Annotated in this window: 20 protein-coding genes; 7 read left to right on the top strand and 13 right to left on the bottom strand. The window is 45.7% G+C overall.

Annotated elements, in window-relative coordinates:
• Positions 1-65 precede the first annotated feature (65 nt).
• A complete protein-coding gene (locus WC647_13660; GenBank protein MFA6223352.1) occupies positions 66-758 on the bottom strand; it encodes a DUF4433 domain-containing protein in 693 nt (230 codons plus the stop codon).
• A 318-nt stretch (positions 759-1,076) separates the two neighbouring features.
• Positions 1,077-4,883, bottom strand: a complete 3,807-nt coding sequence (locus tag WC647_13665; GenBank protein ID MFA6223353.1) for a hypothetical protein — start codon at positions 4,881-4,883, stop codon at positions 1,077-1,079.
• A gap of 318 nt (positions 4,884-5,201) precedes the next feature.
• Between WC647_13665 and WC647_13670 the strand changes: the two genes are divergently transcribed.
• Positions 5,202-5,420, top strand: a complete 219-nt coding sequence (locus tag WC647_13670) for a hypothetical protein (protein ID MFA6223354.1) — start codon at positions 5,202-5,204, stop codon at positions 5,418-5,420.
• A gap of 151 nt (positions 5,421-5,571) precedes the next feature.
• Here the strand turns inward: WC647_13670 and WC647_13675 are convergent, their stop codons facing one another.
• Positions 5,572-6,747: a hypothetical protein gene (locus WC647_13675; GenBank protein ID MFA6223355.1), complete on the bottom strand. Its 1,176-nt coding sequence runs from the start codon at positions 6,745-6,747 to the stop codon at positions 5,572-5,574.
• 400 nt (positions 6,748-7,147) lie between these two features.
• Here WC647_13675 and WC647_13680 point away from each other — a divergent pair, with 400 nt between their 5' ends.
• Positions 7,148-8,074 carry a hypothetical protein gene (locus tag WC647_13680; protein ID MFA6223356.1) on the top strand — a complete coding sequence of 309 codons (927 nt, stop codon included), beginning with the start codon at positions 7,148-7,150 and terminating at the stop codon, positions 8,072-8,074.
• 247 nt (positions 8,075-8,321) lie between these two features.
• Here the strand turns inward: WC647_13680 and WC647_13685 are convergent, their stop codons facing one another.
• Both WC647_13685 and WC647_13690 read right to left on the bottom strand, forming a co-directional pair.
• Complete coding sequence (locus WC647_13685) at positions 8,322-8,885, bottom strand: hypothetical protein (protein MFA6223357.1); 564 nt, start codon at positions 8,883-8,885, stop codon at positions 8,322-8,324.
• Between the two features lie 16 nt (positions 8,886-8,901).
• Positions 8,902-10,293, bottom strand: coding sequence for an HD domain-containing protein (locus WC647_13690; GenBank protein ID MFA6223358.1), 1,392 nt, complete (start codon positions 10,291-10,293; stop codon positions 8,902-8,904).
• A gap of 219 nt (positions 10,294-10,512) precedes the next feature.
• Between WC647_13690 and WC647_13695 the strand changes: the two genes are divergently transcribed.
• The 5 genes from WC647_13695 (at position 10,513) to WC647_13715 (ending at position 14,838) form a co-directional block, all read left to right on the top strand.
• Positions 10,513-10,875, top strand: coding sequence for a hypothetical protein (locus WC647_13695; GenBank protein MFA6223359.1), 363 nt, complete (start codon positions 10,513-10,515; stop codon positions 10,873-10,875).
• Between the two features lie 67 nt (positions 10,876-10,942).
• Positions 10,943-11,272: a nucleotidyltransferase family protein gene (locus tag WC647_13700; protein MFA6223360.1), complete on the top strand. Its 330-nt coding sequence runs from the start codon at positions 10,943-10,945 to the stop codon at positions 11,270-11,272.
• Positions 11,273-11,729: 457 nt separating this feature from the next.
• Positions 11,730-12,917 (top strand): AAA family ATPase, encoded by a 1,188-nt coding sequence (locus WC647_13705; protein ID MFA6223361.1) that lies wholly within the window; start codon positions 11,730-11,732, stop codon positions 12,915-12,917.
• Entirely contained in the window at positions 12,914-13,492 is a 579-nt protein-coding gene (locus WC647_13710) for a DUF4276 family protein (protein ID MFA6223362.1), read from the top strand. Before WC647_13705 ends, WC647_13710 begins: the two co-directional genes overlap by 4 nt.
• A gap of 191 nt (positions 13,493-13,683) precedes the next feature.
• Positions 13,684-14,838, top strand: a complete 1,155-nt coding sequence (locus WC647_13715; GenBank protein MFA6223363.1) for a Fic family protein — start codon at positions 13,684-13,686, stop codon at positions 14,836-14,838.
• A gap of 515 nt (positions 14,839-15,353) precedes the next feature.
• On the opposite strand, the gene WC647_13720 is transcribed toward WC647_13715, so the two are convergent.
• The 8 genes from WC647_13720 to WC647_13755 form a co-directional block, all read right to left on the bottom strand.
• Positions 15,354-16,157 carry a DUF3786 domain-containing protein gene (locus WC647_13720; protein ID MFA6223364.1) on the bottom strand — a complete coding sequence of 268 codons (804 nt, stop codon included), beginning with the start codon at positions 16,155-16,157 and terminating at the stop codon, positions 15,354-15,356.
• A gap of 211 nt (positions 16,158-16,368) precedes the next feature.
• Positions 16,369-16,812 (bottom strand): VOC family protein, encoded by a 444-nt coding sequence (locus tag WC647_13725; GenBank protein MFA6223365.1) that lies wholly within the window; start codon positions 16,810-16,812, stop codon positions 16,369-16,371.
• Between the two features lie 92 nt (positions 16,813-16,904).
• Positions 16,905-17,360: a hypothetical protein gene (locus tag WC647_13730; GenBank protein MFA6223366.1), complete on the bottom strand. Its 456-nt coding sequence runs from the start codon at positions 17,358-17,360 to the stop codon at positions 16,905-16,907.
• Positions 17,320-17,928 carry a nucleotidyltransferase domain-containing protein gene (locus WC647_13735; protein ID MFA6223367.1) on the bottom strand — a complete coding sequence of 203 codons (609 nt, stop codon included), beginning with the start codon at positions 17,926-17,928 and terminating at the stop codon, positions 17,320-17,322. Before WC647_13735 ends, WC647_13730 begins: the two co-directional genes overlap by 41 nt.
• 115 nt (positions 17,929-18,043) lie before the next feature.
• Positions 18,044-19,369 (bottom strand): nickel-dependent lactate racemase, encoded by a 1,326-nt coding sequence (larA, locus tag WC647_13740; protein ID MFA6223368.1) that lies wholly within the window; start codon positions 19,367-19,369, stop codon positions 18,044-18,046.
• Between the two features lie 207 nt (positions 19,370-19,576).
• A complete protein-coding gene (rffA, locus tag WC647_13745; GenBank protein ID MFA6223369.1) occupies positions 19,577-20,743 on the bottom strand; it encodes a dTDP-4-amino-4,6-dideoxygalactose transaminase in 1,167 nt (388 codons plus the stop codon).
• Positions 20,740-21,522, bottom strand: coding sequence for a hypothetical protein (locus tag WC647_13750; GenBank protein ID MFA6223370.1), 783 nt, complete (start codon positions 21,520-21,522; stop codon positions 20,740-20,742). The genes rffA and WC647_13750 overlap by 4 nt, the downstream gene beginning before the upstream one ends.
• Before the next feature lie 41 nt (positions 21,523-21,563).
• Positions 21,564-22,310, bottom strand: coding sequence for a glycosyltransferase family 2 protein (locus WC647_13755; GenBank protein MFA6223371.1), 747 nt, complete (start codon positions 22,308-22,310; stop codon positions 21,564-21,566).
• Positions 22,311-22,341 lie beyond the last annotated feature (31 nt).

Here is a 22,341-nt window from a genome sequence, read left to right on the forward strand (position 1 = left end):
AAACAGGTTTGGGAAATTACAAATGATGGTTCAAACGACCCTGCTCCAGCATCAGGAACAGGGAATTAATTATCAACATGCACAAGTGTAATTGTCGCCAGTGCACAAATGTAATTGACGTCGGGCAAGTACCACTGAGGTCTTATCTTAACATCTATCCTGGTTCCAGATTCTATGAGTATCTTTTCAGCCGCATTCTTGGCTCGTTCAGTCATAACTGTCAATTCGTGAATCAACTCCCAAGGGAACGATTCGTGAGTGAGGAATTCCGCTTGACGGCGTCGCTTTCTATCCGGTTGACCAAGAGTGTCGTTCCAGTATTTGGAATTCATGATAGGCCAATCAATTTTATCTAAATCCTCCAGTTTATCAAAGAACTCCGTCATCTCCATGATTGGGTGAGCATTACAGAATATGAACCTGAGACCGAAATCCTTGACAGCCTGAGTGGTTGATACCGCATAAATGATGCGTTCTTGATCTCCATCATACTCTTTCACGTTTCCTTGGGAAATAGCATAAAGCATAGGAGAACGAGGCGCAAAATAAAAAGGAACATAATCGTTAAGGGTTCCTCCCGGACCGCAAGGCACAATGGCTTTCTTGCGACGCTCCATTATTCGAGGGTGTGCGATCTCGGAAGGCGGTTTTCCCAACTCTGCAAGTTTTGAGGTCGAATAGAAACAACCGGTGCGCAAAATCGATCGCAGATTTGTTCCATCAAAGATTCTGTAGATCTTGGTCGGAGTCCTGGTCATACCCCTAAAATGGCAAGCTGCCCGAAGGACTAGCTAGCTTTGAGGTTGTTGCATTCGAAATTTCGTATACAAACAAAGCTTTCAGGAGTCAAGTTATGTACGAGAACGGAATGGCGTTCAAAAATAAATGCAGTTTCTGAGCTGTTTCTCGCGTGGTTTTGACCCGGGTGGGATTTGACGTAGCGGTAATAAGAGATGAATATAATGTTTCTCTTTGTCGTCGCCGCTCCTATTTTTTGAATGGTTTAGAGCGCTTTATGAAATTATACCGCCGTCCTTCCTTTTGAGACCGTTAATATGTTATACGAGACTGATCTTTCAGAAATCTTCTCTCTCCTCCTGAATCTTAGAGGCCTCGATTTTCTTATCAAGCAGGGCTATCTCTTCATTGATCCACGATGTGATATTTGGATGATTCTCTATCCTTTTGAGGTCTTCGAGAACTCTTTTCTTGTTATCCCAGTGAAGGCTAGCTGGCCCTGACCAGACACCGGAAGTGAAACTCCCAGAGAAGTTTTGCCTCACTTCTTCTATATCTCCGTATCTTTTGAACATCTCGTGCACTAGACAAGTTTCCCACTCTCCGATGAGGATTGTTGAGGGGACGAGCCAGCCAGCAAAATAAGGACCGCGAACCTGAACATCTTGATCAATCCAGTCCCAGAGTAGCTGCCGAGGAATTAGCTGTATAGCAGGTACTTCTTTGTTGAGGCCGTGATGGCGATCCCCGCCCTGCAACCAGCATGTCAATTCCAACGATCGAAAGTCCATGGATGGCATGAGGTATTGGGTTATTACCTGCCATATCTTTTCAGGATGCTTCTGAGTGATCTCGGCTAACACCTCGTTAGGGGACTGCAGTAGGTCCCCCATGACGGTTCCATTCATTCTGAAGTTACGTATCATGATTTGTGCAAGATCCACGCTCCGCTCAGGAGATCGCTCCACGAACTTCAGTGCTACCGACTTCCAACGGAAGCCGTCCATGTGGCCGCGTCTGACCGACACATCCTCTTGAAAAAAAGCCTTGTGCGTAAGCACCCGATACGCCAGATCTTCGGAAAAATCCTGTTCTGTCCCGAAACTCTGATACCGACAGGCAAACAGATCAAGCGCTGTACATGCAGCCGAACAACTGGGATCAGCCAGCAATGACTCGATTATTTTGTCAAACACCCGATGGGACAAATGTTTGATAGAGTGGCCTATTCGAAAACATCGTAGGTCATTCACTGTGATCGTCCCGCTCTCGACCATAGCTAAGATCCTTAGTGCCGCTTCATCTGAGACGCCTGATCTGAATGTTATTTCTGGTAGCTTGCGGTTGAGTCGGTCATCGGTTAGGAGGGATTCGAGGAGCTTTTCCCAACGGAGCCGGTTGTCCTTGAATGTCAAACTCAGGTAGCCGGACAAGAGATCGGTGCTCACCATTTCGTTAGCGCTGCTGTAGGCTTGTACGATAGGCCTCCACAGCAACAACTCGCCGTCAAACTTGGCCAGTTTGTATCCAAACGAGAAAGCGTTTTCCGCATCTGGTGTTACGAGCCAAGAGAGTTCGTGCTCGAACAAGTCGCTATTACTTGCGGCTTGCTGCGCTAATCTCTCTATATTTATTTCTCCTACATTGATCGCATTCCCGTCACGGTCGTAACAGTCGACAATCGTGTTAATACCCACATACCTGTGTAGTTGTGAGGAGAAATCATCCCCTATCAAGTCATCCGTCAATCGCTGCAACCTGTCTTTTACTTCAGACTGCATAGATGCTCCATCAATTTGAAGGATTTCAGTTGTTCTTGATAGCACATGCTTTTTCAGCACTGGAGAGATAGCAGCAAATTCGGCAAGTGTGTCAACTACCATTTTGGCCAAGGATGGGAACCTCATGATTCTGCTAGAGCGTTTAAGTATGACATTTATTGCCTCGTCTCTCTCGTCTTCAGAAAAGAGATTCAATTCCGTTCGCAACAAAGTCCAGACTTGTCTGTAATAATCCATTAACTCGACATGTGTGGAGGGCATCCAGAGATCAGCATCTTGCCGCAAGCCTTGATGATCAGGCCTGCCAAAGCGTCTAAAGCGATCCGATTCCAAAGCCTCATCGCAAGCACGAATGGCTAACATTCGTATTTCCTTAACATCTGATTCAATTGCTTCTTCTAAAATTGGAAGACGTTCCTTTGGACTCGCCTCCGTAGGCGCTACTGGCCTTGGAGCGGGGGAGAAGAGGCTTGCAAACAAACCACTGGCATTATTATACCAGTTTTCGTTCTCGGCTTCAGCTAGCTTCAACAGTAACTTTGCAGCATCTGGAAAAAGCTCTCTCCACACGGCCATCTTCTCTAATGCCGGTATGACCTCCCTTCTTCCGGAAGTGAACCGTTCCAGCTTTGTTTTGCAATTTTCCCCAATAGTCTTTTTCAAGCAATTTACGGCTGATTCTGGATCAGCAGACGTAAGTGCTAGAAAGAAACTTGCTCTCCCGGGTCTGCCCAAGTCTTCAATAGTCTGAAAAACGCCGTTGTCTCCAAGCAGATCTTTGGTGATTTGGTGAGCAACTGTTGACTCTGCAGCGTATTCGAACATTTCATAGAAGCAGTCTCTTAACTCTTCAGGGATTTCATTTACTTGTTCAAGAAATGAGCCGACGTCGTTTCCGTAATTGTCCCACCAGTCCTTCCAAAGCTTTATATGAAGAAGCCTCGGAGATATGTGGAGGGTTGCCACGCCCTTGAGAATACCTCTATCCTTAAAATGATGGACAATTCGTCTAAACTCAAATGAGTTTATTTGCGGAGCTATTGTCTCGACAATCTTGGCAATGGCTCCGGACTCTTTACGCACGTCGCTTTCAAAACCGAAACGTTTGAAAAGAGCCAGGCTCCGCAATACCAATTCTCTGTGTCTCATTTCCATATCATCAGAATTATCAGCGCTGGCGATGAAGCGTTTCCACACATCTACATAATCTGGCGCCTGAAAGATGTCTTCAGGATTCTCCTTCAAGTTCTGTCCGACTATGTGAGCGACTCTAGGGGATCCGTTGCAGAAATCTACCCATCGGCGTGATCGATCTTCGGTGACCCCGTAAGATTGAATTATTCGGTCAAGCTCATTGTCCCCAAGCTCAGGAACATTGAAGCATTGTGTGGAACCGGATGTTTGCTCGTAGTCGCAGAATATAGAAACAAGTTTGATTCGAGGGCTTACAGATTTCAATTTATTCCATAGAAGCGAACTCTCTTTCTGATCACACTCATCAACAACCAGTATTACCTGGAATCCGTTGTCGGTCATGAGAACAGCATTGAGCAGATCACTTCCTTGTATATAGTTCGGTGATTCACAGTACATGACGAGGGGGAAAAGATCCGGAGCCGATGTCCCCTCTAAGACAAATCGTGTCTTGCCAATTCCAGGGTCACCCGTCACTCGTATATGCACTGGTTCAAAATTATTGCGCAGTTTTCCTCTAAAATTCTCTAGTGACTTCTCTTGGACTTCGCCAATCTGGAAGCGCACATACATATCAGAGTTCTTTCTCCAACTCTCATGACTTTGAAAAGGAAAACCATTTAGTCCGGTAACGTATAGTCCCAACGAAGGAAAACATTTCAAGAACGCAACCAATTGGTTGCAACTCCATACTTCGACTTTGGGGTCTTCATAGCCGCATGCGGCAAACAGCTCGCTAATGTTATCCTCTGATTTTATCCTCTGTTCTTCGTTCAGATCGTGGCTGAAACACACCAAGATGTAAGTTCCATTCTTGTCCAGACAATTTCGTACACTGCTGCCAAGGTGCTCTTTTGTAATGCCCTCAATACCAAATAGTTCCTTTTTTACATCACCCCGTCGCCACGGCTTGAACGAGGTCCCAGTCTTAAGTTGATAACCAGTTGTGCCAGGTTTGAACAGTCCGAGACTAGAGCTGTTATTTACGCCACTCACTGATGCGTCGAGGCCACCATCCTTGATATCAATCGATCTAGATATGTTGATGTCTGTGATCGCCAGACCAGTTCGACTTGCTTCAGCACACAGGAGCCGTTGGAAAATCAACACCGCTTCTTCTGGAGTCATTTTCATCAGATGATCATTGGTGACGTCAAAAGCTTTAGTCAATTTTGCAAACCTCGCAGATTATGCAGTCATGGATCGATGGTACTGGCCCTCTCGTTTGGTCTCATCTATTACTGGATGAGCGCAAACCACATAAAGCCAGATCCGCCGTTACCATTTTTGATGATCACTATGATCTATTACAGAGTGGTTACATTTACAACACTTGGTTTTGGTTACGAGAAACCCCAAACAAAAGTTGCTGCGCTGATAGTAATGACAGAAGTTATTATTGGATATGTAATGCTAGGTAGCCTGATTTCTATTATACAAGGGGAAATAAGACCTGGAGCTATATGACCGATACTGTGGGGGTAAGAGATGAAAGTTATTGCCGCCGCCATTATCTTCACGCTACTACCAGTAGTCAGTTTATCCGCTGATCGCAGCACTACAGTCCGGAACCCTGACGGCAACCTCGTTGAGACAAAAGATAGTTACGGTAACGATACGACTGGCAGTGACCGGGGGGTAATATCACCCGAACCGAACATTATGAAGGTCATCAAAAGGATATCCGCGACTGGTTCGGGAACATAATCGGGACAGAAGAGGTTGATTTAGAAACTATAGTATCAGCCGGTGAAGATATTCATCCAGGCTGGGAAGGCAAGACCGGCCGTAACTTTGCCAAACGAGAAAACGGAATCTTCCAACTTTGTTTTCCAGATGTGGTTGAGACAGTACAAAACTATAATCCGTCAGTAAACTTTTCGAGTTCCCCGTGGATAAATTGATTGGGTTTCCAGCCGCTGACAAGCCTGTCCAGAAGAAAATAGTCAAATGCACTCAGAGAACATCCAGCTAGTGTTCCGATGCCGCCACCCCCGAGTGAGTCAATGGTTATTCCCAGACCGGTAAAAAAGGCCCACCGAATTGGCTTTGCAGGCAACTTATCTATCCACGAATCCGTGGTGATCTCCTTGTAGTAAGAATGAATTAGATTGTCGTCAGGTTCACGCTGCCGAAGCCAATTTGAGAAATCGTTGGACCGCTCAACAATAGGGTAAAGGTCGTCAAGACTGTGGGTGCCAGAATTTATAACTTGCCTTATTGCATTTCCATTATTGAAACAAACATCTTGGAAAGAGCTTATCATTTCTTTAGATCGTTTCAATTTGTTAAGCAATATATCAAATCTGGGCTGAAGGACGTCAGCCTGATTTTCATTTACAGCCACTTCGGTCCCAAGCTGTGACCATAAAGATAAATCCGCAATCGTCGCCCCGTAGTTGAAAAGTATCGTGGAAGGCTTTTTAAGAGCCTCATCAGGAAGTTCCAATCGATTCAAGTAATCGAAATTAATATTTGTTGCTAATGGAAATCCTTCTCCCTGGATAAGTGGGCCAAACTGAAGCATCGGTTTTTGTTGTAATCCTGCTGGAAGACTCTTCTTGAGGCGGCGAGATATATATTCGGAAATGTAGGGGTAGTTGCGCACCTCATCGACGATTTGGCTGGTTATATCTGACCCATAGGATATTGGCTCAACAAACCTGAGGAATTTATTGGCAAGCCTTCGGCCACGACCTGTTTTACCAGTCACTTTTATAAAAAGGTCATGGGCAGCTTCTTCTAAATTGTGTTCCTCTGAACTAATTAAACTGAAGTCGTAACGGGCGAAAGACGTGTTCTCCCCCTGGCTTACAGTCCCGATCATGTGTTTCCGATATTTGACTTTCAAACGACCGTGTTCCAAATAACGCAATAATGTTTCGGGTTTGAATTGTTTGATTAAGGCTTCCAGCGATCCATATTGGACTATGAGAATTACCTCTCCGTAAAATATCAACGCTTCCCCAATTGACCCTATGTCAAAAGGCTTTGTTGCGGGATATTGTGGGGTAATACAAATGCGCTCAAACATGAACTATTCCCTTTCAGCGTTAGTAGCGAAATCAGTAATGCATTATTGTCATAAATTCCACCTAGTTTACCCTTTCTTTTAAAAAACTGCCGCTGTCAAGGTGAAAACAAGTCAACTTCCCGCAACGCAATCTTGGGAAACACTTACAAAAGGAATAATTGACTCACCAACTTACTCAGACTAAGATAATTAATCGATGCGCCAGGCAAGCCTTAGAGACGTCAACCGCTTACGGTCAAGACAAAAACTCTCTGGTTATACTGGCACTGTCCTCCTCTTTTTAATTAGCGCAGGTTCGTGAGTAAGGGAGGGAAACTCAATGGTATTTATTTGCGTCGAGCGTTTCTCAACTATGGCGGCGGAATTTATAATATTGATGATATGCGCTTAAGGATAACCCATGAAATACAGTTCAGTCGAGATGGAAGGTTCTCTGATACCACCTGAAACACTTGATGAAATCGTTCTCGGCGAAGCGCCCGGTCAAAAACCCCAGGATTTCGGGTTATCCAAAAAAACCGATTTGGACAACGAGATAGCGGCGAGCTGGTCGGACGCTCGTGGTTACTGGGCCGTATTCAAGGCGGCGCTGCAAAAACCTGAAAAGGATAAATCATCCGTATCTCTCACACATGACCTTTGGATGCTGCCACTTTTGCGCTCGCTCGGGTTCGCGGACGTCGCCTTTTCCCAAAAAGCAGCTATTGTAAATTCAAAGACATTCGCCATATCCCATAGAACAGGCGACACCGACCTTGGATTGCCCATCCATATCGAGGGCTCAACAAATGAAATTGATAAACGCCCGCCAACCGGGCGTCCACGGATCTCGCCACACTCACTTGTCCAGGAATATCTCAACAGTTCGGATCATTTATGGGGCATTGTCTCAAACGGGCTGAAATTCCGTATCCTTCGAAACTCCTCACGCTTGAGCAGACCAGTCTATCTCGAATTCAATCTCGAACAGCTCATGGAATCGGAACAGTTCTCCGAATTTGTCCTGTTCTACAGGCTTGTTCATCGGAGTAGATGGCCAAAAGATGTAGAATCGAGCCATGAGTGTCTCCTCGAGAAGTATTATCAAACCGGGATTGAGACCGGAGGCAGGATTCGGGAGCACCTCAGGGAAGGGGTTGAAAAGGCCATCCTGATATTTGGGAATGGCTTCCTTTCTCACTCGGACAACACATCGTTACGGGATAGCCTTCGAGGTGGTTCGCTGACGGCATCAATTCAAAAATACAGGATATGCTCACCGAAAGGTCGTCGGAACTGCAACAGGCTCACGAGCGATTGCGCAAAACGATTAAGTCCCAACGCATAAATGTGAAACCACTCTTCCCGCCGGATGTAGTGGCATTGTCGATAATATTGCCCATACCGAGGCGGTGATTTTTGGGTAGGATATGGAGGTTGGCCCTAATCTTTTAAGGTTGAACTCTTATTGAGGTGGATTTGTCTGAAATAGTAACGGATATGACTATCCAGCCTTAGCGAAACATCCCGATTGGCGTTGTCTCTGATGTCCTGCTTTTCTAGTAAATTTCCAGTAATTCTTTTGAGCGCCAAAATTATGCTGCCAAACTCTTTATCAGATTGATTTTCTCGAGGAAGGTACTCGCTCTGTCGAGTTCTTCCCTTGTTACTTCCCAACCCAGACCTTTAGCCGCCCCTTGAATTTCTTGAGAGCTTACCGATTTTCCTTTTTGATCAAGAATGAAATACGCTTTGGCAGCGATTGAAAGATCCCAATAATCTAGGTTCCCCGCTTCTTTAATCTTTTCAGCAAGGGTGCTGATGTCTTCCCAAATGTCAGGATTCTCTGTCCGCTTTCTCTCGAACAATCGCCACCCTTCGTCAGTCAAGCTGAAATCATAGCGCGCGACTTCAAAACCACGATTGTCGCTCCCCCAACTTGTGGAACATTCACTTAAGTAGTTAAGAGATTTCAGTTCGGTATTTGATTCAGCTACGTCCGCTGAATATGGACCATAATAATGCGCACGATATCCTAGTTCTTCGGCTTTCCCAAGACTCACGGCCAGGAAGTAGACTTTCTTTTGCAGATTTGTCTTGCCATTAATATTCCCATCAAAAGCTCCATAACAGAGAACTACAAAATCTCGTACATTCATGGTTTGCGCCTCTTTCTTATTTGAACTGATTTAGTATATCAGTTATCGTTTTGTCCATCTCTCTTAAAAGTGTGCGGCGTTCATTGGGTGATTTATAAATAACCGGCGCATATATCTCGACATGAGCTTCGGTAAGTTTTTCATCTATTGAACGAAACAAAGTGGATTCCTCTTCAAACATCGTTGGTTTCGGAAGGCTACGGACGAGAATGGAACCCTCATCGTTCCTTGACTGTTCCTTAACAGATTTAAACCTGTAAAAGTTAAGAATGACCGAGTAGGCGTCTCGAGATAACGAATCAAATGGATCCTTGAATTCTTCTGGTATAATTTCATAGATGGCGGATTCCAGTTCAGCTCGTTTTTCCTGATTTTCGGGATTCTGGAGCTTTTCAATTTCATCTCGACTGTTGTCCGAGATCTCTTTTAGTGGCCTGCCATAAATCTTCTTCAGAAGATGTCTTTTCCGAAGGCGATCCAACAATTTATAGCAATAGGTTTCACGCAACTTTTCGCTGCAGAAATGATTCATAAACCTGGAATCATCCCATTGGATGTACTGGGTTCTAAATTCGGCGCTTCCGTCATAAGCATACAATTTATGAAGTTCTTGAATGTGGTCTCGCTCAATTCCAATAGTTATCGCCCTCACGAGCATCTCGTCCGTTATGAGGCGGATTTTATGCCTGTAGACTTGGGTAGTCATATAGTACTTTGCCATGACAAACTGTTCAAGGGCATGTATGCCATCTTTCGATATCATGAGCTGAGCGGTTTGGTCGCCAGGATCGGTGAAAGCAATAAGGGCTCTATGCATCTGTTCAACGTCGAAAATGCCATATTTTACGCCGCAATAATAACTGTCTCGGAGAAGATAATCCTGTTTGTCCGAATCTAAGGGCCCTGAGATCAAAGCTTTAAGTAAAGGATCATCATAACCCTTAGCCAGTAGTAAGGCAATTTTGTCACAATCGTCCTGACCTATAATACTTACCAGAGCAGGGTCCTTCCTAATAAAATTCTGAGTCAATAGTTCATGAATATTTGTAACATTGGCTGCCGATGGTTGTGTAAAATGGTCTTTGTTGGCACAAATATCCAAAGCTTTTTCGGAAACATGGGAAAAAGGACCGTGACCAATATCGTGGACTAATGCTGCGAGTCGTATAAGCTGCCGCTGCTCATCGTTCAATTTGAGCCGTATGGCCATCTTGCCCGCTAGATGAAAAACTCCCAGTGAATGTTCAAAGCGGGTGTGGTGAGCGCCGGGATAAACCAGATGGGCAAACGCAAGCTGGCGAATCCCCCTAAGCCTCTGAAATATTGGCGAATCTATAACTTTGGCTTCTTTAGAGTTGAGCCGAATGAAATCGTGAACCGGATCCCTTATTGCTCGTTCCCATGTCATAAATATTTTCTTTAATCGATCAAGATATCATTTACAATATTTTTCAGGATCTGGAATTTACACCCTAGCCCCGCCCAAGTCTGAAATACCAAAAATTTCAGCTCTAGTATCTAAACTAATACCCGAGCAGTTAGAGTAGCCAAGGGAATCTTTGTATCCAGAGTTGTCTAACAAAATTAGACTTGACAATTTTATCCTCTACATTAGTAATAAATTGGCATGAACGTAGTGGAAAAAGACCCTGCTGTGCAGGGCATGCTTAAAGATGAATACGAACGATGCCTGGATGTCCTTGATGTTTTGCTAAACAAAATTAGCGGATACCCCAGAGGGGCCCTCAACTGTAGAAAGAAACATTACAAGGACAAACAATACGTGTACTATTACCTTGTATTGCGTGATGGAAATAGAATTATCAACAGGCATGTAAAAGCGGAAGAACTGCCGGATCTTCAGAAAAAACTGGCAGAACGCAATAAATGTAAAAAGGAAATTCAAACTTATCGGAAACGTATTCTCTATCTAGAGAAACTTCTAAACGTGCCTCGTATACATGGAGTTACTCACGAACCTTCTGTTTAAAAAGGACTTCCCGATTCAGATCTACAACCTGCTACGACTTTCACAGAAATTTACTGTGAGCAAAGCCATGAAAATTGAATCCATCAAGTTGAAGAACTTCGAGACCATGAATCCGGAAAACATCCTTAAGACCCTGGAAGAAAACAGGGACACAATCCTCAGTTTTGGGGTTCGTCAACTTGGTGTATTTGGTTCATGCGCCAGAGGCGAACAGGCTGAGACCAGTGATCTGGATTTTCTTGTTGAATTTGTTGACCCAACGTTTGACAATTATTTTGACCTAAAATTCTTTTTGGAAAAACTATTTGATTCCCATGTGGATCTGGTCATTAAGGACACCATTAAACCCAGGATACGTTCGACTATCCTTGCGGAGACAGTTTATGCGGGATTATAGACTGTACCGTATGGAATGCGATTCAGGAAAAAATACCCACACTGGAAGAACAGACCCAAAAGGTATTGGATGAAAAAATGAAACAACATCAGATGGTTGAACAAGGGCATTTTGCGTTAACGAAGAACATAGTAGCTCATGAAATTTTTTATTGTGGCGAATTCGCCGTAATTAAAAATCAAGCAGGCTTAAACAGCTAGAAAAGAGGTGTCAAGGAGTGGGGGGTGGCAACCAATGCCATTGTGGACAAAAACGACTGGAAGATGCGGGTGGACATACGCCCACAAGGATTAAAAAAAACCAAAGTTGCTACTCGACCGATAAAGAACCATGGATAATTATTTTTCCGGGATTAAATTACAATTTTTATATAATAGTCATAGTGTCTTATTGGGTAACACCCTTGAACAATAGATGGCAACCATGTCGGCAACGAGAACGGACTGCGAGCAAAACCATGAAAATAGAATCCATTAAATTGAAGAACTTTAAGGCCTTCAAAGACGCAGAAATGAAGAACATCCCAAACTTTTGCGTAGTTGTGGGAGCTAACGGGAGCGGTAAATCTACGTTATTCTCTTTATTTGGGTTTCTGCGTGATGCGCTCCAATCCAATGTAACGACGGCCCTAGCCAAATTGGGCGGAAGTAGGGGCTTCCAGGAGGTTCGCAGCCGTAACTCGACGGGTCCGATCAGTATAGAATTGAAATATCGCCGGGAGCAGGAAGCTCCTTTGGCGACATATATCCTAGAGATCGATGAGCAGAATGGTCGTGCAATAATAACAAAGGAAGTTCTTCAATACCGTAGAGGCAGCAAAGGCAAGCCGTGGCATTTTCTTAAGTTTTCGTCAGGAGCTGGCACTGCCGTCACAAACGAAATGGAAAGTGTCGAGAAAGAAAGTGATTTAAAACGGGAAGAACAAAAACTCAAGTCTCCCGATATCCTGGCCATCAAGGGTCTGGCTCAGTTTGAACGTTTCCCTGCTGTGGTAGCGTTAGGTGATCTTATTGAAAACTGGCATATATCTGATTTTCACATCAGCAAAGCCAGACCGGAACATGAAGCCGGCTATGCGGAACACCTGTCTCGTGAGGGCGAAGATCTCTCACTCGTTATTCAGTATCTATACGATCAGCATAAAGAAATCTTTGATGACATTCTTGAAAAACTAAAAGATCGTGTTCCGGGAATAACAAACGTTGAGTCAAAAACTACCGAAGAAGGGCGGGTATTGCTCAAATTTCAGGATGGCTCTTTTGAGGACCCTTTTCTTGCTCGATATGTCTCTGATGGTACCATAAAAATGTTGGCCTATCTGACTTTGCTATATGACCCGAAACCTCACCCGCTTCTGTGTGTAGAAGAACCTGAAAACCAGTTGTATCCTAAACTGCTTTGGGAACTAGCGGAAGAATTCAGGAACTACGCAAACCGAGGCGGGCAGGTTTTTGTTTCGACCCACTCTCCTGATTTCTTGAACGCAGTCCAACTTGAAGAAGTATTCTGGTTAATCAAACAAAATGGTTACACCAAGATTAAGCGTGCCCGGGATGATGCGCAAATTGCCGAATACATGGCTGATGGCGCCGAAAGGATGGGTTATCTCTGGCAGGAAGGCCTGTTTGAAGGAGTTAACCCGTGACAAAAACTGTGGTTTTTCTTGTTGAAGAACCTTCAGCGGAACAAATGCTAGCGGCTCTAATGCCGCGACTTCTGGAGACGACGGGAAACTCCAATAATGTGGCTTACAAGGTCCTGGTATTCCAAGGTAAAAGTGACCTTGAAAAGAAACTGTGCAGAAGACTCAAGGGTTGGCGCAAACCGGCAAGTCGTTTTGTAATTATCCGGGATCAGGACTCAGGCGATTGCCGGGTGATTAAAGAAAAGTTACTACAGCTATGTCAGGCAGCGGGGAAATCTGATTGCTTGGTCCGTATAGCTTGCCACGAACTGGAAAGCTTCTACTTGGGTGACCTGGCTGCAGTTGAAGCCGGTCTTTCCCTAAATGGTTTGAGTCAGCGACAACGTCAGAAGAAATACAGGACTCCGGATAGTGTCGCTAGTCCTTCCCAGGAATTGATTCGAATTACGGGGAGGCGTTATCAAAAGGTTGCCGGTTCACGCGCTATTTCGCGTCATCTGGATCTGGATAACAATAAGTCTCACAGTTTTAATGTTCTGATTGAAGGAATAAAGCGTCTGATCGAGGATAAATGATTGGGTACCGCGTAGATCGAGCGCCGCAGCTTGAAGATCAACCTTGTAATTAGTCAAGCTGGATTTAAGCATCGATGCCCTCACAACCATAAAACCTGTTCCATTCGGAAATTTCACTATTAAAAAACTAGCCGCCATGTTTTAATAGTTGGGAAGCCTATTAAAGACCTCTTTAATAACGGAGCGGCACAATGAATCGCGGTCTTCAAGGACGCAAGGTACGCCAAACCACAGCCTCTGAGCCATTCGAGGCTCTTGTCCCGTTTCCTCTACCACCAGACCCACCTCTGGAAGTTGACCTGGATCTTCTGGAGCGAGCCAACCGGGCGGTGGGGCGTCTCGATGCCCTCACGCTGTTTCTCCCAGACCCTTCCCTCTTTCTGTATTTCTATGTCAGAAAGGAAGCGGTTGTTTCTTCTCAAATTGAGGGAACCCAGTCCTCACTGTCCGACCTCCTGCTGCATGAGTACGACAAAGTACCGGGAGTCCCGATGAAAGACGTGGAGGAAGTATCGCAATACGTGGCGGCGCTCAACCACGGGTTGGAACGCTTGAGAGGTGGTTTTCCTCTTTCATTGAGGTTGATACGCGAGATTCACGGCATACTTCTCTCCAAGGGACGGGGCAGTACGCAAAGCCCCGGTGAATTCAGAAAGTCGCAAAACTGGATCGGGGGAACCCGCCCGGGTAATGCGAGATTCGTTCCGCCTCCACCCGAACATCTGATGGCATGTATGGGCGCCCTGGAAAAGTTCCTTCACGCTCAACCTGCCGGCATCCCGTTGCTTCTCAAAGCAGCTCTCAGCCATGTTCAATTTGAAACCATTCACCCGTTCCTCGACGGCAATGGACGCCTTGGGAGGCTTCTGATCACGTTATTGCTCTGTATAGAAGGCGCTCTTTCCGAACCGCTTCTTTACCTGAGTCTCTATTTCAAGGAGCATCGGGACACCTACTACGATTTGTTGCAGAGAGTCCGGATTGAGGGGGATTGGGAAGCTTGGACGGCTTTCTTTCTGGAGGGAGTGATCGAAACATCGGAGCAAGCCGTTAAAACTGCGCAACGGATCACGAATCTCTTTGCCCGCGACCGATCCGGTATTGAGAAGATGGGACAGGCAGCCGGGAATGTCTCGCGAGTCCACTCCTATCTTCAGAAGAAGCCGGTTCTGGAAATTCCCAGAACCTCGAAGGAGATCGGAATATCTCAGCCGACGGTAACATCTGCTTTGAAGAGGTTGGAAGAAATCGGAATAGTAAAGGAGATTACCGGCATGGCCAGAGACAGGATATACGTTTACAGGGAATATCTCGATATTCTTGGGGAAGGGACTCAGCCTCTATGAGCTGGTTAGCGGATTCCGGTATTCATCATTGCGAGATATGAGGTTAATAGGCCGTCAATTGAGAGCAAAACCATGAAAATAGAATCCATAGCCCCCGTCACTATACAGGAACACCAATTACTGTGTAGTTTTGTGAAGTTTTATAAATGGGTTAAATTACTAATATAATTAACTAAAGTTTCCATTTGTTTAGTTTTTATTATAATTCCTTTAACGCGGGAGAAATATAATTTGTAAAAGAAAGGTTAATTTACCAAATAAAAATTAATGGTATATAAGAGAATCTAAAAAATCTTCAAAAACTACACAAAATAGCGTTAAGGATAATGATAACAAAGAATTGGGAGTGTCAGAAAATTACACAAAAAATTCACACTCAAAACTAAGTATAGTAATATCAGTTAGTTGTCCGCCAGGAAATTACGCGGAAAACTGCCCGAACCGCATCAGGCCAATAGTCCATTCCTCTCCCGGCAGATCCAACTGGGGGGATGACGTTTTGCAACCACTTCGAGTTATTGACCGTGAGTAATGGCGATCTTTTCGAACATTACAGCGAGCCCGGTAACGATCCTGTAAATTGAATCGATCGTCAGATTGTCCTCGGCAGTGTCGTCAAAGAATAGATTCAATGATGATTCCAGGGCTCCATCGGGTTTCCAGTAACAGATGAGTATTGGTATCCTGGGCAAGGGATGCAAAACTACAGCGATGTCCGAATTAAAAGCGCTCGGGGCAGGTTTGGCGCTGAAAATCTGTACCATGAATTCGAACATGTCAGAGTGGGCGTCGGCTATCTGTTTCAGTGGCTTTTCGCAGCGCTGTCCAAAAAGACCGGCCCATACGGCTCCATTCTTTAGTTCGCGTAATGGTACCCAGTTTCCGGAAATTGGCTTACCGGCGCAGGATATCACGTAATCCAGGATTGGTGTCGTGACCCATCTATGCACATGGCAATCTGATGTGACATTTCCCCTGGGATCAACGTGAAAATCCTTACCAAGCGATTTAAGCGTCAGCGTCTCGCCTGAAAACTGACCGCCCAGCCGTTCGGCGGAAGAGGCAAGATCCACTTCAGCGACTTTTTCTTTTAACCGGGTAAATTCACGGTCCTCGTCAGAGTCCGATTCCCGGGAATCAGAGTTGCAATGGCTGAACGATTCGAGGATGGCTTCATCGACATGAGGACATTCCTTGAGGCTCTTTTCCCCCTTAAATACTGCGGCGGCGAAGGCCAGGCACGTTGGAACGCGACAGTCCCGGCAATTGTTCCTCGGCAGTACCTTGAAAATTTCCATGGCGTTTTTCAATTGAACCATTTCCTTACAGATTGTCTGGCATATTCTTAAAGCAACATACATGCATAAGCTGCCCTAGAACAAATAAACACGAATCAGCGGAAGACAAGGCAAACAACCGGGCTACAATTACGGAAAGGTAAAGCGCTTTAAGGCTTTCAACAATGCGGAAATGAAAATCCGCTCAACTCATAAATTTGTTAATGAACGGGGTATGACTGGCCAATACTATTCATGAACCAAGAAGACATTTTTCTGGATTGTTCTTATCCTGATCGTAATATCTTGCCTCTACAAGATTGCCTTCCGGGTCTCGAAAATAGACCGAGGTTCCTGTGCCGTGCGCTCCCCAACGCGGAACAGGCCCTTCTTCTATCGGAACCGAGTTGACCACAAGTCGTGCCAGTAGTTCTTCCCATACATCTTTGCTAAGCGCTATACAGAAGTGGTTCAGATTGTCGCGGCCTTCTCCCACCCGAGCTTTTCCCTGCCACATCTTTTTGGGAAACAGGTCGATGATTGTGTCCGCATTGAGTCGCAGCGATGGGAATGGCACATTCCCGGCACGGTATTCATCCAACCGTTCTGTTGGGAACATAAGGACCTGTGAATAGAAGGTTATCATCTTCTCGTCATCTTCGACATTCAAGACTATGTGGTCCATTGCGCATTGCATATCGCTCCTCCTGGAACCGTGGTTAATACTAGCCACCCATCGGCCAACCGACGATTTCTTGTCTCAACTATGTCCAACTATTGGCTGGGACATTATGGGGATGAATATTCTTGAAATAGTTCAGCGTGTTGGCTAGCTAGCCAGTTGATTACTTCCTTTTTTAATTTTTCAGCCAAGTCTATCATCTCATCAGCCTCTAAATTGGACACTAAACCAACTCTCTCATATCCACCGATATTACGTTTTCTTCTAAACATGTCGAACTGGCGTGCCAGGTTCTGGTCTGCCCCAATAGTACCAGAAAGGCTTTGGATTACCCGATAGTGGTGGGATTCTCTCGAAGCCCGGTAACCACTGGCGGCCAATGCTGCTGTCGCCGCCTGAAGAGCCGCGTTATATGCTATGTTGAGTCTCCAGTCAGCGCTGAGATCCTGGATTCGACAATCAGAAAGATCACGCTCAACTAACGCCAACAACTCGGCAATCTCAGCCGGACTGCTTTGGTGCTTAATCAGCCAGCCGTTTTTCAACCAATCTTGCAAAATCATCTTTATCCCCCATCAAGAAGATTTTTGGCTCATTGATTAGTGAAGTAACGAAATGATGTCTCTCAGAAAGCTTGGCAAGAAATTCATTCAAAGGATACACGGACGGATTTATTTCCCTACCTACGGTTTCCTGGACTGATCCTAAGGTGTCCGAGATTTCCGAGAAATTTGTGTCTCCTATTACGAACACATCCACGTCGCTGTCAGCCTTTTCCTGGCCTTTCGCGAAGGAACCAAAGATGAAGGCTATCACAATATGATCTTTAAGAACTTTAAGAGACTCTTGCAGGATTCCCGCGACCCCCAGTGTTTTTGTCATTATTGACTTGATTTCAGGAAAAATTGGGCACTCTCTGTTTGCCCGATAATATACCTGGTTGCCTTGCCTATATGAAACGATAAGCCCTGCCTCCAGCAAATTCCCGAGTTCCCGTTGAATACCTCCCCGTCCCATTCCTATTAGTCGCGTTATTTCACGAAAGTAAAAGGCTCGTTCGCTATTACAGAAAAGTAGAGCTAACAGGGAAGATCGAACTTTACCGAACAGCGCTAAACTAAACTTTCCCAAAGGTGACCCCATAATAGGGCCTATTGTACCCTAATCAGGGACATGGCTGCAACCGAAATCACACAAAGCCACAAAAATGTATCCAGGTCATGGCTGATCACTCCCGCCACCAGGTTCATGCTTTAAACGACGCATAAGTGGATCCGCCGCAAGGGAACACCCAGACGGACGCTGAACTCGGGGCCTTGGACGCCGCCCAGTCCATCATGGATCCAATTTCTGTAAAACTCCTGGCGATCCCCATCTTTTTGCCGATATCCGACGGAAGCAGCGGGCTATCGCTAAAAATACTTATATGGTTTCTTCTCAACATCTGAAGCGCAAAGTGGCCTATGAAGGTTTCTTCAACAGGCTCGTTTTTCTTTGCCTTCTCAACCAATGGGAGCACTCTCTTTTTACCGATCAATTTCAGAATTGCTCGCATAACAGGGTAGGGCAGTGTTTTCTTTGCAAGAGGCATTTCGCCAAGACCGTTCACGGACCTTGCCAATCCCATCATGATCCCACCCGGCTTTGAGGCGTAAAGCGTGTTCCCTATGCATTTTACTGATTGGCGCAAATCAGCGTCCATCGGGAATGAGTTAGTGATCACAACGTCAGCCTGCTCAGGAACCTCGAGGCGAACCGTATCCTCTACAAATCGCTCCCCCATTCGATGCGCTTCAACAGGATCTCCGCAGAAAAAGTTCGCCGGCTTGGCGCTCTCATTCATGGCCGCGTTGACTATGAAGATATCTCGCTGCAATAGAAGCGCCCCTTCTTCGAGGTCATGACGCATGGGTGAATATTGTCCATGTGTCCCGACGTAATTGAAATGATCAGGATCGACACCCTGCATGTGGTTCTTTCCGATTGTTTCAGCGCCGGCGCAGCCGGGGATGATCATTTTCAATCCGCCCCCAAAGCCCAGCAATAAATGGGGCTCCACCGCCCCGACAAGGACAATTAAATCAGCGTCGAGTAATTTTTTGTTCAGGAATACCTTTGTTCCTCTGGAAGTGGTCCCGAGATAAGAAAGCCCATCGGAATCATAACCGTTATGACAACTCCATGCATAGTCGGCCATGATTTGGGAGCCAAGCTTCTTCATCACTTCGTCGGTTCTGCTCTCTCGATGCACTCCGGTAGCGATTAGAATCTCAATGTTCTCTTTTGAAGCGCCGGCCGTCTTGAGTTCATCCATGACTGCGGGCAGGAATTCCGCTACAGGAGTGGGCCTGGAGTGATCGTCCACTACGACCAAAACCTTCTTGCCGGAAAGATTCCTTGACTCAAGCCTTTCAGCGGCTACAGGCGCGGCCAAAGCCTGAGCGCACGCTTCCATTGGAGCGACCCCGACCGGCAAGGATTTCGGTGTCAATTCGCCAAGAATTCTCCAGCCCTTTGGAAGGCCAATTGTGACCTTGCCGTTCCCCCACGGAACCTCTATGGATTTTGTCATGTTGTGGCCTCACGATCGGATATATCTTCCAGCGCTGAGCGCAAACGCTGTTGCTGACAAAGACTGTTTAAAGAGACGTTGTCTCAGGATAGCTCACGGCTGGATCACCGGTCAACATCAATCGAAGCGTTGTAAAAAATCAGGGCAGTCATCACAAACTTTCTTGTGGTTCGCTGCTCGGTGAGAGAGAACTACAAATCCTGTAATTCATCCGCAGTAGAAACTATGAACCGCTTGTGAGACCTGCTCGACATCAGTAGGGTTCATCCCGTAGTACAGAGGCAATCGCAACAGCCTGGAACTGATGTCGTCGGTTACGACCAGATCACTGGCCGTTCGTCCGTATCTGCGCCCCGCAGGCGATGAGTGTAATGGGATATAATGAAAAACAGCCGTAATACCCCGATTGGCCAGGAAGTTTATCAAAAGGCTGCGCTCCCGGTCTCCTGAAGTCAAGACATAGAATACGTGGCCATTTGCATTCGAGTCACCTGTTTGAACCGGAGGCAATGTAATATATCCACCCTTTTCGAGAGAACTGAGGTTATCGTGATAGAGCCTCACCAGTATGCGCCTTTTATTCACAATCTTGTGAGCGCACTCCAATTGCGCAAACAGGAATGCGGCTGAAAGTTCGCTGGGTAGGAAAGATGATCCCAGTTGAACCCACGTGTATTTGTCCGTAGATCCTTGAAAAAAAGCTCTTCTATTTGTGCCCTTTTCCCAAATGATTTCCGCTGTCTCAGCAAGTGTGGGGTTGAGTTCATTATTTATGAGAATTGCGCCGCCTTCACCACTGGTCACATTTTTGGTTTCATGGAAACTCAGGCAGCCTATATGGCCAAGTGTACCCAGATAACGGCCTTTATATGTGGACAGCATAGCCTGAGCTGCGTCTTCAATAACGAACAATCCATGATTGGACGCGATCTCAAGGATTTTATCCATTGCGCATGCGACACCACCGTAATGGACGGGAACAATGGCCCTCGTTCTGGGTGATATGGCTGGGAGTATCAGGTTTTCGTCAATGTTCAGCGTGTCGGAGCGGATGTCTATAAAGACTGGCAGGGCTCCGCGAAGAGCGAAAGCGTTAGCAGTGGAGACAAACGTGAAAGAAGGCATGATAACTTCATCCCCAGGCTGGATGTTACAAAGGATCGCCGCCATTTCGAGAGCCGCTGTGCAGGAATGAGTCAAAAAGGCGGCTCCCGCTCCCAACATTCTGTTTAGCCAATCCTGGCACTTTTTTGTGAAATCCCCGCCGCCCGATGTGTGGCAGTTCCTCACAACAGCCTGCCGAATGTAGCTAAGTTCCTTTCCCGCTATAAATGGTTTATTGAAGGGAATTGTGGATCCCAGGTTCTTGATCATGTGTCTTTTGGTACACGTAAGTTGATATGCGCCGTGTAAAATGAACCTCCCATACGGAATCCTTCACTGGACAAAACTCTGTGAACCGGGCGGTTTTCCAATAATACAAAAGTGACTATTCGATGGGCTCCATCAGACATGAAAACGCTCTTAATGGATTTGATGATTCTCCGGAATGTTCCGATGTTCCGGAATTTACGGGCAACTCCCGAAAGTAAGCCTCTATATACGGTCCCAGTTGTTTGAGCGGCGAAGAACCCACACAGTGTTTCGTCCTTGAAAAACAGGAAGCACGTATTATCCGGGGACACCACACATGATCGAGCCCATTCCTGGTAAGCCGGCGCCAAATCGAATTGCTCTAGGCTGGGATTGTGACAGTAGTGGTTTCTGTAACCATGAAAAGAATCACGAACGAGATGATCCAGGTCAGTCAAGTGTTTTCTGTTTGCCCTGACCAATTTTAATCCTGTGCTGGATTGATCCGTCCGCCTTTGAATCTGCTTGAGATCAATTGAGTACATGACCAGGCAATCCCCCAATAAAACATTGGTGAATACCCTAAAAAGATGATTTATTATGTCGAGTCTATGGGTAGGTATGCGGACAATCGCGAGATCAGGATCCCTGGACAAGATCTTTCGTTTGAGTTCAACTGAGGAACAATCATCAACTTCGAACCTTACGACCCTTCTATTAAAACGGCGTGATTCGGTCGGTGAAAAAAAGGCGGTTATACCGTCTTCATTTTCAATTGGCCTAGCATAATGTTTCCCCACAATTCCCCCCTTAATATTTGATGTGTTGTTGTGTATGCCCTCTATTTCAGGACAGGAGTAATATCCCTGACAATATAGGATGGTTTTTTGCCAGGATTCTGAAATGCCAGTAAAGACCTACAGTTAAATGTGACGAACATAACAAGCGAAAGCTTGAATAATTTCAGCAATGTGTAATTAGATTTTTCGCTATGCCGGACATCATGCCTTGTTTCTACATAACCGATTCGGTCGGTATTCCAGCCAAGCATAGGGTCGATCGAGACGTAAGGACCCTGAAAGTCTTTAAAGCTGGATCTTAAACTTGTCCGAAACGCCCTGAATGCGGACAGAATTTTGCCTCTCCTAATTCTAAATAAAGTCTGTCCAAGCCACCTGATCATCGTTGATACAAAATTACGGATTAGCCCATGGTTTAGGGTCCTGGGCACGCCATAAATGATATCGAATCCTTGACCAAGTTTTTTGATGAGTTTGGGGATTTCTTCAGGCGGGTGTTGCAAATCGTCATCCAGTGTGACGCACGTGTCAAATCCGGCCGAACGGACGCCACAGAGCAGGGCGTTATGCTGGCCGAAATTCTTTGAGAGGTTGAAGCCCTTAATATGATAATGTTTTGAGGCAAGATCAACAATGACTTCCCAGGTGTTATCTGAACTGCCATCATTGACCAAGATCAACTCAAATTCCCCACCAATGTCGTTCATAGTCGCAAAAATTCGTTGTGTTAGAATAGGTAGAGTCCGAGAGCTGTTAAAAGTCGGGACTACTACGGAAATCCCCCTCATGGCTGTTTCCCCCCTTGCTGGAATAGCAGGC

The organism is Desulfomonilaceae bacterium, assembly GCA_041662605.1.
Taxonomy (GTDB): domain Bacteria; phylum Desulfobacterota; class Desulfomonilia; order Desulfomonilales; family Desulfomonilaceae; genus CAJBEZ01.